Origin of the sequence: Acinetobacter sp. YH12233, assembly GCF_013417725.1 — a bacterium.
GTDB lineage: Bacteria > Pseudomonadota > Gammaproteobacteria > Pseudomonadales > Moraxellaceae > Acinetobacter.
Window position 1 is genome coordinate 38,208 of sequence record NZ_VPDK01000006.1, and the last position, 14,121, is coordinate 52,328.

Below are 14,121 nucleotides of genomic sequence, written 5' to 3' on the forward strand. Positions count from 1 at the left end.
GCATGAACTCTATCCCGAACAAGCTCTCGCCCTATTTCAGCTTACAACTTGAGAGCTTACGGGGTATCAGTGCCATTGTGGTGCTATTCAGTCATAGTTTTCAGGCTTTTATCGCGCCTTTTGATCTGAGCCTATATTCCTGGGTACGTCTATTAGGCCAGGCTGCTGTGATGATCTTTTTTGTGCTCAGTGGCTATTTAATCGGGACTTCGATCCAGAACAACATCCAACAACATGAAAATTTTAATCTGCGGCAGTATATACGGCAGCGTTATCGGCGCATTTTACCGCCCTTTCTGTTTGCATCCGCTTTCAGTCTGATTCTATATGCGCTAGCACCTACATTTTTTGCTTCATATAGCCATGAGTTCCAGAACAGTTTTGGCATGATGATTCGGACTGCATATAACATTGACACTCAGGATTTTTTAGGTTCTTTATTCTTTCTAAACGGCTTTATTACACCGACGGTATCTGCCAATGCGCCGCTCTGGAGCCTGAGCTTTGAAGTCTGGTTTTATGTACTGGCCGGATTTCTGCCTTTTTTAAAAGATTCTGGAATCGCTAAAATCGGCTTTTTTATCTTGCTTCTAGGGCTTTCTCTACTGAACTATCAGTTTCTGTTTTATTTCCTGCTCTGGCTAGTTGCCTTTGCCAATTCATTCCGGCAGATCCAGCTGCGTTTTTTAAGTCGACTACAACCCATTAAATTGGGCCTATTTGGTCTGGCATTTATGATTGCCTGTGCGGATGCTTACCAGTTTCATGTCATTGAACAGGCTGACTTATATCGTGTAAATTATTTTGTGCCATTTAACCTGTGTATGGGGCTCGCCTTTGTCTGCTGGATTGTGCAGCTGCAACATCAACAAAGCCAATATCAACCAGTTTGGCCTCAGTCTGCAAATTTCTCCTATACACTTTATGTCACCCATTTTCCTTTACTGCTTTTTATTCTAGGCTGCTTTCCTGCAACGCTTGATCATGGTCTTGAGGGTGCCGTTTTATCCTTATTTATGAGCATGTGCAGCTTAATTTTCTTTGCCTGGTTCATGGCCAAATGGCTGGAACCCCAAAGAAAAAAAGCGTTATCAACTACTCTGCAATAACGCTTTCCCAAAACTCAATTGTCAGTACAAATCAGTCCGCTTTTTTAGGACGTGCGCCAAACAAGGCAGTTCCCACACGTACCATGGTAGAACCTGCTGCAATCGCCTCAGTCATGTCGGCAGACATCCCCATACTTAAAGTATCCCAGTCTTCAGGTTTTGCATGTTGGCTTTTGACCTCTTCGAACAAGGCTTTGGCATCCGCAAAGGCGTGGGTATTATCTGGCGCAGGAATCACCATCAAACCACGTAAGCGCAAATTCGGTAATTGACTGATCTGTGTCACCAGTTTTGCTACTTCCTCAGGCTGACAACCGTCCTTAGTATCCTGCCCATCAATATTGACTTGCAGGCAGATATTAAGCACAGCTTGAGAATCACTACGCTGATTAGATAAACGTTCAGCAATAATCAGGCGATCTACCCCATGCACCCAGGCAAAATTTTCTGCCAGATGTTTGGTTTTGTTGCGCTGCACATGACCGATAAAATGCCACTCAATATCCAGGTCTTTGAGTGCCGTGATTTTTTCCAGCGCTTCCTGTAAATAGTTTTCACCAAAAGTACGCTGACCAGCCTGATACATTTCTGCCAGCACAGGGCTAGGCTGGGTTTTGGAGACGGCCAGAAGTTGCACCGAATCCGGCTCACGCCCGGCCAGAGCGCAGGCGGACTGGATCTGAGCTAAAACCTGATTTCGTGACTGTTGCAGCATATTCATTGATGGGGTTCTCATTTCGTGCGGATTTTTTTCCCTTGCTCATCAACTAAGTGTTGGTTAAGCTGTGGGAAAGCCTTATTATTCTAGCAAAATAAATAACATTTTAATGAACTCGGGGACCTTATGGATATTACAGAACTGTTAGCCTTTTCTGCTAAAAATGGTGCGTCGGATTTACACTTATCAGCAGGTTTGCCACCCATGATTCGTGTGGACGGGGAAGTACGTCGCATCAACCTGCCTGCACTAGAACACAAAGAAGTACACAAACTGGTGTACGACATCATGAACGACAAGCAACGCCGTGATTATGAAGAAAATCTGGAAACTGACTTCTCTTTTGAAGTTCCAGGCGTAGCCCGTTTCCGTGTGAACGCATTTAACCAGAACCGCGGTGCAGGCGCAGTATTCCGTACCATTCCATCTAAAGTACTGACTATTGAAGATCTAGGCATGGGTCAGATCTTTAAAGATATCTGTGAATATCCACGTGGTATTGTACTGGTGACAGGACCAACCGGTTCGGGTAAATCAACGACGCTGGCGGCAATGCTGGACTATATCAATGACAACCGCTATGACCATATCCTGACAGTCGAAGATCCAATCGAATTTGTACACCAATCAAAAAAATGTCTGATCAACCAGCGTGAAGTACATCGTGATACGCATGGATTTAATGAAGCATTACGTTCTGCATTACGTGAAGACCCGGATATTATTCTGGTCGGTGAGATGCGTGACCTTGAAACCATCCGTCTGGCACTCACTGCTGCGGAAACCGGTCACTTGGTCTTCGGTACCCTGCATACCACCTCAGCGGCAAAAACCATTGACCGTGTGATTGACGTGTTCCCTGCTGAAGAAAAAGACATGGTGCGTGCCATGTTGTCAGAATCGCTGCAAGCTGTTATTTCGCAAACCCTGTTGAAGAAAAATGGGGGGGGGCGTGTGGCTGCACATGAAATCATGATCGGTATTCCAGCCATCCGTAACCTGATCCGTGAAAACAAAGTGGCACAGATGTACTCTGCGATTCAAACAGGTGCCAACTATGGCATGACCACACTGGATCAAAGCCTGAAAACGCTGGTATCGAAAGGCATTATCAGTCCGCAAGTCGCCCGTACTGCAGCAAAACAGCCTGAATCATTCTTATAAAAATAATTAATTTTTTGGGGTTTTATCATGGACTTTAACGGCTTACTCAACTACATGGTAGAGAAAAAGGCCTCGGATCTGTTCATTACAGCCGATGTTGAACCCTCTATCAAAATTAATGGTCAGATTGTACCGATTGGCTCGGTAAAATTACCGGGTGCAGCTGTGGGACAGCTACTTAACTCAATCATGACCGAGAAGCAGCGCAAGGAATTTGCGGACACACGCGAGTGTAACTTCGCCATCAGCAACCCGGACAAATCGGCACGTTTCCGTGTCAGCGCATTCCAGCAACGCGATCAGCCAGGTATGGTACTGCGTCGTATTGAAACCGTCATTCCGACTATGGATGAGCTGAAATTACCGCCTATTCTAAAAGAATTGGCAATGACCAAACGCGGTATCATTATTTTTGTGGGTGCAACCGGTACCGGTAAATCAACTTCCCTCGCCTCTTTGATTGGCTACCGTAATGAAAATTCCAAAGGTCATATCATTACCATTGAAGACCCGATCGAATTTGTGCACCAGCATAAGGGTTGTATCATTACCCAACGTGAAGTCGGTATCGATACTGACTCCTTTGAAGTCGCATTGAAAAATACCCTGCGTCAAGCACCAGACGTGATTCTGATCGGTGAGATCCGTTCTCGTGAAACCATGGACTATGCGATTGCCTTTGCGGAAACCGGTCACCTGGTTTTTGCGACCCTGCACGCCAACAACGCCAACCAGGCCATCGATCGTATCATTCACTTCTTCGAAGCCGACCGTCACAGCCAGCTGTTTATGGATCTGTCCCTGAACATGAAAGCCATTGTGGCACAGCAGCTAATTCCAACTATCGATGGTAATGGCCGCCGTGCAGCGATTGAAATCCTGATCAATTCGCCATTGATTGCGGATCTGATCCGTAAGGGCGATGTGCATGAAATCAAGGATTTGATGAAACGTTCACGTGAACTGGGCATGCAAACCTTCGACCAGGCATTATATGACCTGTATAAGGCCAAGCAGATTAGCTATAAAGATGCACTAAAACACGCCGACTCACCAAACGACCTGCGTCTGCAAATCAAACTGTCAGAAGAAGGTGGCGAGCATTTATTACGTGCGCATTCCAATATTACTTTTGATGGTCAAACCTGATCATTTTCAAAGCAAAAAAAACAGGCTTTTAATAAAGCCTGTTTTTGTTTCAACCTAAAGTCGAATTATTTCTTACGGTAAGCTTCCTGACATTCAGGCGCGTCACAATAACCGTAAAGATTAAGTGAATGTCCAGTCAATGCAAAACCAAATTTCTTCGCAACTTCGTGCTGTTCATGTTCAATCACATCATTTGTAAATTCAACGACTTTGTTGCAATTTTGACAAACCAAGTGATCATGGTGATCTTCCTGCATAATTTCAAAAACTGAATGATTATTTTCAAAATTATGACGCTCGATAATCCCTGCTGCCTCAAATTGTGTTAACACACGATACACAGTTGCAAGACCCACGTCTTCCCCTTGTTCGAGTAAAGTCTTATAAATGTCTTCAGCGCTAAGGTGATGCCGTCTAGAGTTTTCTAATAGTTCTAATATTTTAATTCGTGGAAGGGTAACTTTCAGTCCAGCTTTTCGTAAATCTTGGTTTGAAATAGGCATGTAAAAAGGTCTCTCAACAAAATCAAAGTTGGAATAGGCAACAAAGTTTAGATGCAGTATGATCTATCCTTGGATCAAATGCATCATAATTAATTTGGGATAGTGTAGCAAAATGCAAAAAATCATGCTGACGTTATTCGTCACTTCATTGCTTGTCGGCTGTTCGACATTAGGTGTGTACAAAGTTGATATTCCTCAAGGAACACCTTTAACTCAAGCACAAGCCTCTAAAATTCAGGTAGGAATGAGCCACCAACAGGTGCGTTTCCTGCTCGGTAGTCCAACAGTATCTGATCCGCTCAATCCGCTACGCTGGGACTACATCTACAACTATACCCCAGGAACCTATGCTAAAAAAGCCAAGATCCCAGCAGCCCAAGGCCAGCATCTAAAAATTTACTTTAATCAGTCTGGTATCGTAGAGCGTATTGAAGGTCTGGAAACCATTCCAGAATCTCAACCAGGTCTACCAGGTTCCAAAGAAGCGATCTTAAATGCCCCACCACTATAATCGCTTTTGCATAAAAAAACCCCTGTATGATCAGGGGTTTTTTTAATTAAATAGATTGATTTATCAAATAATCAGACCATCTGTTCAATAAAGCCACATTCCACTAATCGGAACGTTTATTTTGCTTGAAACGGTTACCTTTGGCATAACGGCCCACCGGATTCTTCTCAGCGCGTTTACGGCGGATATCCTTGGGATTAATGGTTAAAGCACGATAAATCTCTACCCGGTCCCCTGCTGCCAATGGCTGGGTATGATCCTGTAGCTTAGCGCCAAAAATACCCAGATTCAGAGGTTCAGGCAATTCCACCTGTGCACGGATTCCGCTTTGCTCAATTGCATCCAATGCAGTCATGCCGGGCTGGAAAGGTACAGCAATATGAAACTGTTGTTCCGGGGTAGCATAGGCCACCCAGATCATTGCCTCAGTCATCAGAAAAATTGTCCTAATACCGCAACAATCGCCAGAATAATTGAAACTGGCAAGACGATACGCACTGCGATACGCCAGATGTTATACACCGCTTCTGAACTGAAGTTCATCGATTTACGCAAATGACTGATTTTCATGATCCAGCCAGCAAACAAGGCATAAATCAGACTGATCACCAGTCCCCAAAGAATCAGCAGATTATTGAAAATTGGAGCAACATTTGGAATTAACCAGACCAAGGTGGCAGCGATCACAATCGCCCACTGAATGATAATATTCATTTGACGTTGCTGTAATTGCTCACGTGCCATTTGCATAAGCAAAGCAGCGGCTGCGACAATGGCTGCGATTAAAGCAAATGCAGGGATTTCAGCTTTTACTGCAAAGAAACCAAAGGCGATGATCGCTAATAGCTGCGCCACCCAAATCGGTAAGGCTGTTTTAGTCGCAACATCCTGCTGTTTTACGACAGCCAGACTTGATTGCCAATACAGCCCCATACCTAGACCACTCGCCACCAAAGCCAATACAGTGGCATTGCCCCACTCTACGAATTGGACGGGTGTTACCTGCCAAGCCGGTAATTCAGTTCCCATCACATTCGCCATGATCAAAGATGCAAGTACGCCGATCGTGGTAATCCCAACCAGAATTAAACGTGGCACCAGCGATAATACAAATGCAGCAATTGCCACCACCGCAAAAATCACTGGCTGCTGAACATCGAGATTGGCCACTGCAATCACATTAGAAGCATGATTGAGCATCGCACCCGCAAGGAATGGGATAAATACAACCGCCAGCCAGCCCACGATCCGCCAGCGCTGAGAACTATCAGCTTCACGGGTAAGGCTCGACAATGCCTGTAATGCAGTGGTTTTTGAGCGTTTCGCCAGAGCAATTTCCAGATAACAGACTGGAAGGGCCAGTATTAGCATGGTCGCTAACCACAACATCCAGAAATCAAGCTGACGGTCAATCTGAATACCTGTTATCGGTGCGAGTGTCGCAATAATAAGAAAGGATAAACAGAAAGCCATCAGAGGCGATAACCATTTTGACATAGCATTGTCCTGCATGATGTATTCCTATAAAAATCTAGCGCTATTTTGCCTTGTGAGGCGATGAAAATCAAAAACAAAAAAGCAAACCACCATGCCCGTGATTTGCTGCGCAAATTTATTATTAAGCTTTATTTTTTATTTTCCCGATTTGTCTTTATTTTAACAACAATCGAGTTATGAGAAGAAACGGGCAAACCAGTTTTTACCCTTTTTCTTTTCTTTATCTTTAATGATTCCCATCATATTTTCTTTTACCGCACCGACATAATCCGCATCATCATGCTGAATATGATTGATCAGCCATTTAGATAATACTTCATGTAATTCCGCTTCAATAGATTGGCCCAATTCAAAACGGTCACGATAAGATTCAATCTTTTTAATAAACAGGTCATGCACACGTTTATGTGGCACACGATATTTATAACCCGCTTCTTCCTGAAGTGATTCTTCAAAGGTAAAATGCGACTGGGTATAATCAATAATATTTTCTAGAATCTGTTTAATACGAGCACGATCGGTATTGGCATCAATTCCATCAATCTCATTGATATAATCGAGAATTCGTTTGTGCTGATCGTCAATCACATCGATACCAGTATTATAATCTGGAACCCATTTCATTTTCATTACGACCACCTATTGATATTAATGATTTATCGCTTGAAAAAGATCATATATCTAATTGATTTAAATAAAAATGAAGTAAATCGGTTGGTTTTCAGTTTATTTTCTACTTAATTAATGTAAATCATTGTTTATCCAATCAATTATATTTTAAACCCGACTACAAGAATAAAGTATTTTTTGATCGATTTTATATTTCATGGTTTATTTATTTTAATGATTTCACTATAAAATAAATATCAAATTCAAAAAAACAGGAGCGATGACCTGTTTTTTAATATCGAATTTTAACCAGATTTAATATAAATCTGCTTTAGTCACTCTTTTAAGCGAAGGATCCAAACGTTCTCTTTCCAGACGGGCGACATGTGTCAATTGGGAACGATATTTGGCTCCATCTCTGAACAAAATCATTTCACCTTCCTGAAATGCTGTCCATTCTTCATTCTGCGTTAGCGGCTCTGTGGTAATCACAGCGACCCGATCTTCAGGCGTGGTGACTTGGCTAAAATCAACTTCAACTTCGATATCAATCAGTTGGGCTGGCTTAAATGGATATTTACGAACCAGCCAATGCAGTTTAGTCGTTGCATAGGTAAATAAAGCCTGACCATTGGATAAACAGAAATTAAAAGTGCCATGCTCTGCAATGGATGGAGAAATCTCGGCCAACAAATCAAAAACCTGATCCAGCTTCGGTTCATCATAACCAAAATGTTTCACCAGCTGATCCAGCAAATAACAGAAAGCACGCTCACTGTCAGTATTGCCAACTGGCGTAAAACGTCCAGAAAGCTCAGGTAAAAAATCTTTTAAATCACCATTATGAGCAAAGATCCATTGTCGTCCCCATAATTCACGGCTAAACGGATGCGAATTTTCCAGATTAATTTTGCCTTGTGTCGCTTTACGGATATGTGCAATTACATTACGGGATTTGATCGGATAATTACGCACCAATTCTGCAATCGGTGATTCAACAGCTGACTGATTATCAACAAATAACCGGCAAGCCTTATCTTCAAAGAAAGCAATCCCAAAACCATCAGAATGATCTGAGGTAATCCCCGCCCGCTGAGAAAAACCTCGAAATGAAAAGGTAATATCTGTTGGTGTCGCACAATTCATTCCAAGTAGCTGGCACATAATCTTCATTCAGGTCACAGAGTGTTCTTAAGGTTATTGTGCATCACAGGCTGAACCTTTTCAAATCTCGATCATTGCAATGCTATGCGCTAAAAATGCTAATAAACTATTTTTTTATATTTAATTTAGCAAAAGGAGTTTAAGCTTCAAAACTTAGCTTAAAAATAAATACTTTAGATTTAACTTTCATATTTCTAGTGATCAAAATCTTAAAATAAAAGAAATAAAAAAGAGCCTCAAGTGAGACTCTTTGATATTCAATTTATCTTTATGGACGATGTGGATTAGAACGATTGGTAATTAAAGTTCCTACACCATGATCAGTAAAGATTTCTAACAGGCTCGCATGTGGTACGCGACCATCCACGATATGTGCACTGATCACGCCGCCTTTTACTGCGTCAAGCGCACAGCCGACTTTAGGAATCATGCCGCCATAGATCACACCCGTTTCAATCAGACGATCAACTTCCTGAGTCGTTAAACCGGTCAGCAGATTTTTATTTTCGTCGAGCACCCCCGTAATATTGGTCAGAAGAATCAGCTTTTCTGCCCCTAATGCTTCTGCCACTTTACCCGCAACCAGATCCGCATTGATATTATAGGTGTTGCCTTCTTCATCGACACCGAGCGGCGCAATCACCGGAATGAAATCACTATTGGTAAACATTTCCAGTACATCAGTTTTCACGCCAACGACTTCACCCACCATACCCAGGTCCACTTTTTGGATTGAACCGTCTTCAGCCGTTTTTTCCATTAACAGCTTTTTGGCGCGTAACAGGTTACCATCTTTACCGGTTAGGCCAATTGCACGGCCACCATGTTTGTTGATCAGGTTCACGATCGATTTGTTCACGCTACCGCCCAGAACCATCTCAACCACTTCCATGGTTGCCGGATCTGTCACACGCATACCGTCAATACGGTCAGATTCACGGCCTAGCTGTTTCAGCATAGAATCGACTTGTGGACCACCGCCGTGTACCACAATCGGGTTTAAACCGACTGTTTTTAATAAAACGATATCACGTGCAAAAGAGCTTTCTAGCTCAGGATCCGTCATCGCGTTGCCACCGTATTTTACCACCAGGGTTTTACCCGCAAAGCGTTGGATATACGGCAAAGCTTCAGTCAAAATTTGTGCTTTGTCGATGCCTGTATGCTGATTTGGCATTCGCCTCTCCTTATTGAGCATCTAAAATGTCTTGAGCGATCTGTGGATAACGGTCACGCAACATGGATACAAACAGATGTCGAATTTCATTCAGGCCTTGTGCATCATTGGCATCAAAGCGCACCGTGAAATATTCACCCGTATTGGATGCTCGAATGATGCCAAAACCATCATCAAAATCAAGACGTATCCCGTCAATTTTACTGATTTGTGCATTTAATTGCGTAGATTGCTGCTCAACAAAGTTTAAAAGCTCAGCAGGCTGCACCTGATGAGTGGAAATATATAAGTCTTCAGTTCCATGACGTTTTGGATAAGCACGCAAGGCTTCACTTAAGGTCATACCTTTCTGATCCAGATATTCCATGACCCGAAGCGCTGCATAAAGACCGTCATCATAGCCCCAGCCACGTCCGTCATTAAAAACATAATGCCCGGCATATTCACCACCAAAAATGGCCTGATGCTGGGACTGCGCCAGATATTTTCGCAGGAATGAGCTACCAGTACGAATCATCACCGGTTTTCCGCCCAGGCGTTGAACTGTATCGCGAATCAGGGTTGAACATTTAACGTCATAAACAAACTGACATGCTTTTGTGCCAGTCATACAAATTTCTGCGAATAAACAGAGAAGCTGATCAGCACTAATAATGACACCCTGCTCATCCACCAGTACCAACCGGTCCCCATCACCATCTAGGGCAATACCCAGATCCGCCTGCTGTTGCATGACAACCTGACGCAAGGTTTGTAAATGCGCTTCCTGAGAAGGATCAGGCGCATGATCCGGAAAATGCCCATTGGCTTCACAACGTAAGGCGGTAACTTCACAACCTAGTTTTTGCAGCACCAAGTTGGCACAACGTCCTGCTGAACCGTTCAGACCGTCCAGCACTACTTTAAATGGGCGCTTCAACTGAATATCTTCAAGCATTTCCTGCTGATATTGCAGACAAAATTCGGGAATAATTTGGTGAGGCAAATCATTCAAACACGATAAAGAACTATTTACATGAAGTTTTGCTTTTTGTGCGACCTGCTGAATCATCTCGGGACAAGGCGGCTCCCCTGCAATAATCCATTTAATTCCATTATCTTCTTTAGGATTATGGCTGGCCGTGACCATCACACCATTACCATCAAACTGACGCGCTGTGTAATACAACATCGGACTGGAACAACAGCCGATAATGGCAGCTTCAATAGCATAGTCCTGAAAAATACGGCGAATGGTTTCAGCAAAAGCCGGACTGCTGATGCGGGCATCATAGCCAATCGCAACCCGAGTCTGCCCCGCAGCTTGATATTGCTGAGCCAGACCATGCGCAATAGCATCAATCACACCTGTACTGAGTAAACTGACTTTACCCCGGATATCGTAGGCACGAAAAATGTGAGCCGGAAAGGGTTGATTCATGGATCCCATAAACTGTTCTTTTCACTATTGAATATAAGGAGATAAAATAATGATTAAGCAATCATCATGACTTTAAACATTTGTTTTTGTTTTAAGACTCTGTATTTTTATATGAATTGAATGTGACAATCAATTATAAAAGTATAATTATTAATCTTTTATGTATTTAATTTGTATAACTAGTAAAATAAATAAACCTGACTAAAAATGACTTCTTGCATTATTTATCATCTATTTTCTTAAATTCTGAATGATTTTATTTTCTATTTAAATGATACTAAAAATTTATTTAAATATTTTTCATTGAAATAAAATTCAAGAATAAAGTTTATTAAATAGCTCTGTCATTTTTTTATTGTTTTTATGATTAAAACTCTAAAAAAAGATGACTTAACTCAAAACATCCAAGTTAAGTCATCCTTTAATTTTAGTTTTTACCAGTATGACCGAAACCGCCCGCGCCACGCTCGGTTGCTTCAAACTCATTCACCAGATCAAATTCGGCCTGTACCACAGGGACTAATACATATTGGGCTAAACGCTCACCAGGTTCCAGGCTAAATGCCGTCTGACTGCGGTTCCATACAGAAACCATCAGCTCGCCTTGGTAATCTGAATCGATCAAGCCAACCAGGTTACCTAAAACGATCCCGTGTTTATGACCTAAACCAGAACGTGGCAAGATCAAACCAGCAAATGCTGGATCTTCAATATAAATTGCCAAACCAGTTTTTACTAAAACTGTTTGACCCGGTTCAATCACAGTCGTTTCATTGACACATGCACGAAGATCGAGTCCTGCTGAGCCAGTCGTTGCATAAGTCGGCAATGGCCATTCCTGACCTAGACGTGAATCAAGGACTTTCACCTGAACTTTCATGTATTTATTCCTGTTGTTTAATATTAAAAAATTTAAAGAATCAAAATCGTAGCGTTCTGTTACTTTTACCGTTTAATCAAGGCACGTAAATTATCCAGATAATGCTGAGCCTGCTGTTTTGGATCAATATTGCCTGCAAGTTTTTTCTTGCGGCCTAACCACTCCAGTTCATCTTCTGGCAGCTCATCCAGGAAGCGGCTTGGGGTCATCTGCTTCATCTGTCCACCCGCCTTACGCTGTTCCGCTAAGGTAATAGTCAAGCCCTGACGCGCACGAGTAATCCCCACGTACATTAGACGGCGTTCTTCCTCGACTGTTTCGGCAGCAATCGAGTTCTTATGTGGCAGAATTTCTTCTTCCAGTCCGATTAAGTAGACATAAGGGAATTCCAGACCTTTGGATGCATGCAAGGTCAGAAGGTTAACCTTATCGGTATCTTCTTCTTCCTGCTGCTGTTCCAGCATATCGAGAAGCACCATCTTACGGATGACACTTTCGATATTCTTTTCATCGACATCTTCTGCACGATTGATCAGACTTTGAATACTGCTATACAGCACTTCAATATTATCGAGCTTGGTTTTTTCCTGTGCCGGCGTCGCTGCGGATTCCTTGATATAGTCAATATAGCTGGCTTCCACCATCATCTGACGGATGATTGGTACAGGTTCATCGTCTTCCAGCAAGTTACGGGTAAAGTTATTGATAAAATCTGAAAATTCTGCCAGTTGTGTGGTCGCTTTCTTTGGGATCACCATGGTCAGACGCTGATCGCCTGCCGCTGACAGTAGAGACAGATTATTTTCCTGGGCAAACAGACCGAGTTTTTCCAGCGTCACCGGGCCAATGGCACGTTTCGGTGTGTTAATAATCCGCAGGAAAGCGCTGTCATCTTCCGGGTTAATGATCAGACGCAGGTAACTCATAATGTCCTTGATCTCTGCACGCGCAAAGAAAGACTGACCGCCAGAGAGCTTGTAAGGAATCTGCATCTGGCGCAGCTGAGTTTCCAGAATACGTGCCTGGAAATTACCACGATACAGAATCGCGTAATCTTTCCAGTTTTTACCATTCATCAGCTTATGCGTGATCAGGTCTTTCACTACGCGTTCTGCTTCATCATCATCATTACGACAAGTGATGACCCGAATCACTTCACCGTGACCTTTATCTGACCAGAGCTTTTTATCAAAGATATGCGGGTTGTTGCCAATTACGGTATTGGCAGCTTTCAGAATACGACTGGTAGAACGATAGTTCTGTTCCAGCTTGATCACTTTCAGATTCGGGAAATCCTGTTGTAACAGCGCCATATTTTCTGGCTTGGCACCACGCCAGGCATAAATCGACTGATCATCATCCCCTACCGCAGTAAACTGTCCCATGACCCCAACCAGTAATTTCACCAGAATATACTGTGCAGTGTTGGTATCCTGATATTCGTCCACCAGCAGATAACGCACGCGGTTTTGCCATTTATCGCGAACTTCCGCATTTTCCTGCAGCAGGCGCGTTGGCATCACAATCAGGTCATCAAAGTCTACAGCGTTATAGGCACGCAGATTACGCTCATAAAGTTGGTATAAATGCGCGAACTGAACATCTTCCGGGGTTTCACAAGTCGTGTGAGCCTGTTCTGGTGGAATCAGATCGTTTTTCCAGTCCGAAATCACCTTCATGGCTTTAGCAATCAGTTCTTTGCTTTCTGCACCTGAAAGATTATCGCGATGCATCAGATCCATCAGAATCCGCTTACAGTCATCGGCATCCAGAATCGAGAAATTATTTTTTAGCGGTGTGTGTTTGAGCTCTAAACGTAATAAATTTAGACCAAAAGTATGGAAGGTCGAGACTGAAAGGCCTTTGGCTTCTTCTCGGGTCAGCAATTTGGTGACACGCTCTTTCATTTCACGTGCCGCCTTGTTGGTAAAGGTCATTGCCGTAATCCGGTGAGCCGGAATCCCGCAATGCTTGACCAAGTACGCGATTTTTCTTGTAATTACCGAGGTCTTGCCTGAACCCGCTCCGGCAAGTACTAACAAGGGTCCTTGAGTATATTTCATGGCTTCAAGTTGCTTGTCATTTAACTGACTGGCGAGTGACATATGGCTTCCTCTTCTAGATTCGGCTCCGATTATAGTCATCTCATGCCCAGATGCCTAATTGAAAATTCATTTTCCTGCGTCATCTTTCAGACATAAAAAAAACCACCCGAAGGTG

Annotated in this window: 14 protein-coding genes; 4 read left to right on the forward strand and 10 right to left on the reverse strand. The window is 43.0% G+C overall.

Going from position 1 to position 14,121, the window contains the following annotated elements; genetic code table 11:
• Positions 1 to 2 precede the first annotated feature (2 nt).
• Positions 3 to 1,109 carry an acyltransferase family protein gene (locus FTV12_RS04405; protein ID WP_180025670.1) on the forward strand — a complete coding sequence of 369 codons (1,107 nt, stop codon included), beginning with the start codon at positions 3 to 5 and terminating at the stop codon, positions 1,107 to 1,109.
• Positions 1,110 to 1,140: 31 nt separating this feature from the next.
• Here the strand turns inward: FTV12_RS04405 and FTV12_RS04410 are convergent, their stop codons facing one another.
• The gene (locus FTV12_RS04410; RefSeq protein ID WP_180033578.1) at positions 1,141 to 1,830 is read right to left on the reverse strand and encodes a YggS family pyridoxal phosphate-dependent enzyme; all 690 of its coding nucleotides are present in this window, start codon (positions 1,828 to 1,830) and stop codon (positions 1,141 to 1,143) included.
• Positions 1,831 to 1,953: 123 nt separating this feature from the next.
• Between FTV12_RS04410 and FTV12_RS04415 the strand changes: the two genes are divergently transcribed.
• Both FTV12_RS04415 and FTV12_RS04420 read left to right on the forward strand, forming a co-directional pair.
• Entirely contained in the window at positions 1,954 to 2,991 is a 1,038-nt protein-coding gene (locus tag FTV12_RS04415) for a type IV pilus twitching motility protein PilT (RefSeq protein WP_004783232.1), read from the forward strand.
• 27 nt (positions 2,992 to 3,018) lie between these two features.
• Positions 3,019 to 4,140: a PilT/PilU family type 4a pilus ATPase gene (locus FTV12_RS04420; RefSeq protein WP_004783234.1), complete on the forward strand. Its 1,122-nt coding sequence runs from the start codon at positions 3,019 to 3,021 to the stop codon at positions 4,138 to 4,140.
• A 65-nt stretch (positions 4,141 to 4,205) separates the two neighbouring features.
• Here FTV12_RS04420 and fur read toward each other — a convergent pair whose 3' ends face one another.
• The gene (fur, locus tag FTV12_RS04425) at positions 4,206 to 4,643 is read right to left on the reverse strand and encodes a ferric iron uptake transcriptional regulator (RefSeq protein ID WP_004783237.1); all 438 of its coding nucleotides are present in this window, start codon (positions 4,641 to 4,643) and stop codon (positions 4,206 to 4,208) included.
• 112 nt (positions 4,644 to 4,755) lie between these two features.
• Here fur and FTV12_RS04430 point away from each other — a divergent pair, with 112 nt between their 5' ends.
• Positions 4,756 to 5,154: an outer membrane protein assembly factor BamE gene (locus FTV12_RS04430; protein WP_004783238.1), complete on the forward strand. Its 399-nt coding sequence runs from the start codon at positions 4,756 to 4,758 to the stop codon at positions 5,152 to 5,154.
• Positions 5,155 to 5,257: 103 nt separating this feature from the next.
• Here the strand turns inward: FTV12_RS04430 and FTV12_RS04435 are convergent, their stop codons facing one another.
• From FTV12_RS04435 to FTV12_RS04470, 8 genes are all read right to left on the reverse strand, one after another.
• Positions 5,258 to 5,587 carry an RnfH family protein gene (locus FTV12_RS04435; RefSeq protein ID WP_005221123.1) on the reverse strand — a complete coding sequence of 110 codons (330 nt, stop codon included), beginning with the start codon at positions 5,585 to 5,587 and terminating at the stop codon, positions 5,258 to 5,260.
• Positions 5,587 to 6,666, reverse strand: a complete 1,080-nt coding sequence (locus FTV12_RS04440) for a hypothetical protein (protein WP_180033579.1) — start codon at positions 6,664 to 6,666, stop codon at positions 5,587 to 5,589. Before FTV12_RS04440 ends, FTV12_RS04435 begins: the two co-directional genes overlap by 1 nt.
• Before the next feature lie 159 nt (positions 6,667 to 6,825).
• Positions 6,826 to 7,281: a bacteriohemerythrin gene (locus tag FTV12_RS04445; RefSeq protein WP_004783243.1), complete on the reverse strand. Its 456-nt coding sequence runs from the start codon at positions 7,279 to 7,281 to the stop codon at positions 6,826 to 6,828.
• Positions 7,282 to 7,575: 294 nt separating this feature from the next.
• On the reverse strand, positions 7,576 to 8,424 hold the full coding sequence (locus FTV12_RS04450; protein ID WP_179992931.1) for a class II glutamine amidotransferase: 849 nt from the start codon (positions 8,422 to 8,424) through the stop codon (positions 7,576 to 7,578).
• A gap of 268 nt (positions 8,425 to 8,692) precedes the next feature.
• Positions 8,693 to 9,601: an acetylglutamate kinase gene (gene argB / locus FTV12_RS04455; protein ID WP_159123314.1), complete on the reverse strand. Its 909-nt coding sequence runs from the start codon at positions 9,599 to 9,601 to the stop codon at positions 8,693 to 8,695.
• A 10-nt stretch (positions 9,602 to 9,611) separates the two neighbouring features.
• Entirely contained in the window at positions 9,612 to 11,030 is a 1,419-nt protein-coding gene (locus tag FTV12_RS04460; RefSeq protein ID WP_180033580.1) for a phosphomannomutase/phosphoglucomutase, read from the reverse strand.
• A gap of 418 nt (positions 11,031 to 11,448) precedes the next feature.
• Positions 11,449 to 11,901 carry a dUTP diphosphatase gene (gene dut / locus FTV12_RS04465; RefSeq protein ID WP_004783254.1) on the reverse strand — a complete coding sequence of 151 codons (453 nt, stop codon included), beginning with the start codon at positions 11,899 to 11,901 and terminating at the stop codon, positions 11,449 to 11,451.
• A gap of 65 nt (positions 11,902 to 11,966) precedes the next feature.
• Positions 11,967 to 14,006, reverse strand: a complete 2,040-nt coding sequence (locus FTV12_RS04470) for a UvrD-helicase domain-containing protein (protein ID WP_180031899.1) — start codon at positions 14,004 to 14,006, stop codon at positions 11,967 to 11,969.
• Positions 14,007 to 14,121: the final 115 nt, after the last annotated feature.

Bases quoted from the DNA above. Each gene is read 5' to 3' on its own strand.
- FTV12_RS04420 (WP_004783234.1), top strand. From the start codon at position 3,019: ATGGACTTTAACGGCTTACTCAACTACATGGTAGAGAAAAAGGCCTCG.
- FTV12_RS04430 (WP_004783238.1), top strand. From the start codon at position 4,756: ATGCAAAAAATCATGCTGACGTTATTCGTCACTTCATTGCTTGTCGGC.
- argB (WP_159123314.1), bottom strand. From the start codon at position 9,601: ATGCCAAATCAGCATACAGGCATCGACAAAGCACAAATTTTGACTGAA.
- FTV12_RS04405 (WP_180025670.1), top strand. From the start codon at position 3: ATGAACTCTATCCCGAACAAGCTCTCGCCCTATTTCAGCTTACAACTT.
- FTV12_RS04415 (WP_004783232.1), top strand. From the start codon at position 1,954: ATGGATATTACAGAACTGTTAGCCTTTTCTGCTAAAAATGGTGCGTCG.
- fur (WP_004783237.1), bottom strand. From the start codon at position 4,643: ATGCCTATTTCAAACCAAGATTTACGAAAAGCTGGACTGAAAGTTACC.
- FTV12_RS04450 (WP_179992931.1), bottom strand. From the start codon at position 8,424: ATGTGCCAGCTACTTGGAATGAATTGTGCGACACCAACAGATATTACC.
- FTV12_RS04410 (WP_180033578.1), bottom strand. From the start codon at position 1,830: ATGAATATGCTGCAACAGTCACGAAATCAGGTTTTAGCTCAGATCCAG.
- FTV12_RS04470 (WP_180031899.1), bottom strand. From the start codon at position 14,006: ATGTCACTCGCCAGTCAGTTAAATGACAAGCAACTTGAAGCCATGAAA.
- FTV12_RS04435 (WP_005221123.1), bottom strand. From the start codon at position 5,587: ATGACTGAGGCAATGATCTGGGTGGCCTATGCTACCCCGGAACAACAG.
- FTV12_RS04445 (WP_004783243.1), bottom strand. From the start codon at position 7,281: ATGAAAATGAAATGGGTTCCAGATTATAATACTGGTATCGATGTGATT.
- FTV12_RS04440 (WP_180033579.1), bottom strand. From the start codon at position 6,666: ATGCAGGACAATGCTATGTCAAAATGGTTATCGCCTCTGATGGCTTTC.
- dut (WP_004783254.1), bottom strand. From the start codon at position 11,901: ATGAAAGTTCAGGTGAAAGTCCTTGATTCACGTCTAGGTCAGGAATGG.
- FTV12_RS04460 (WP_180033580.1), bottom strand. From the start codon at position 11,030: ATGGGATCCATGAATCAACCCTTTCCGGCTCACATTTTTCGTGCCTAC.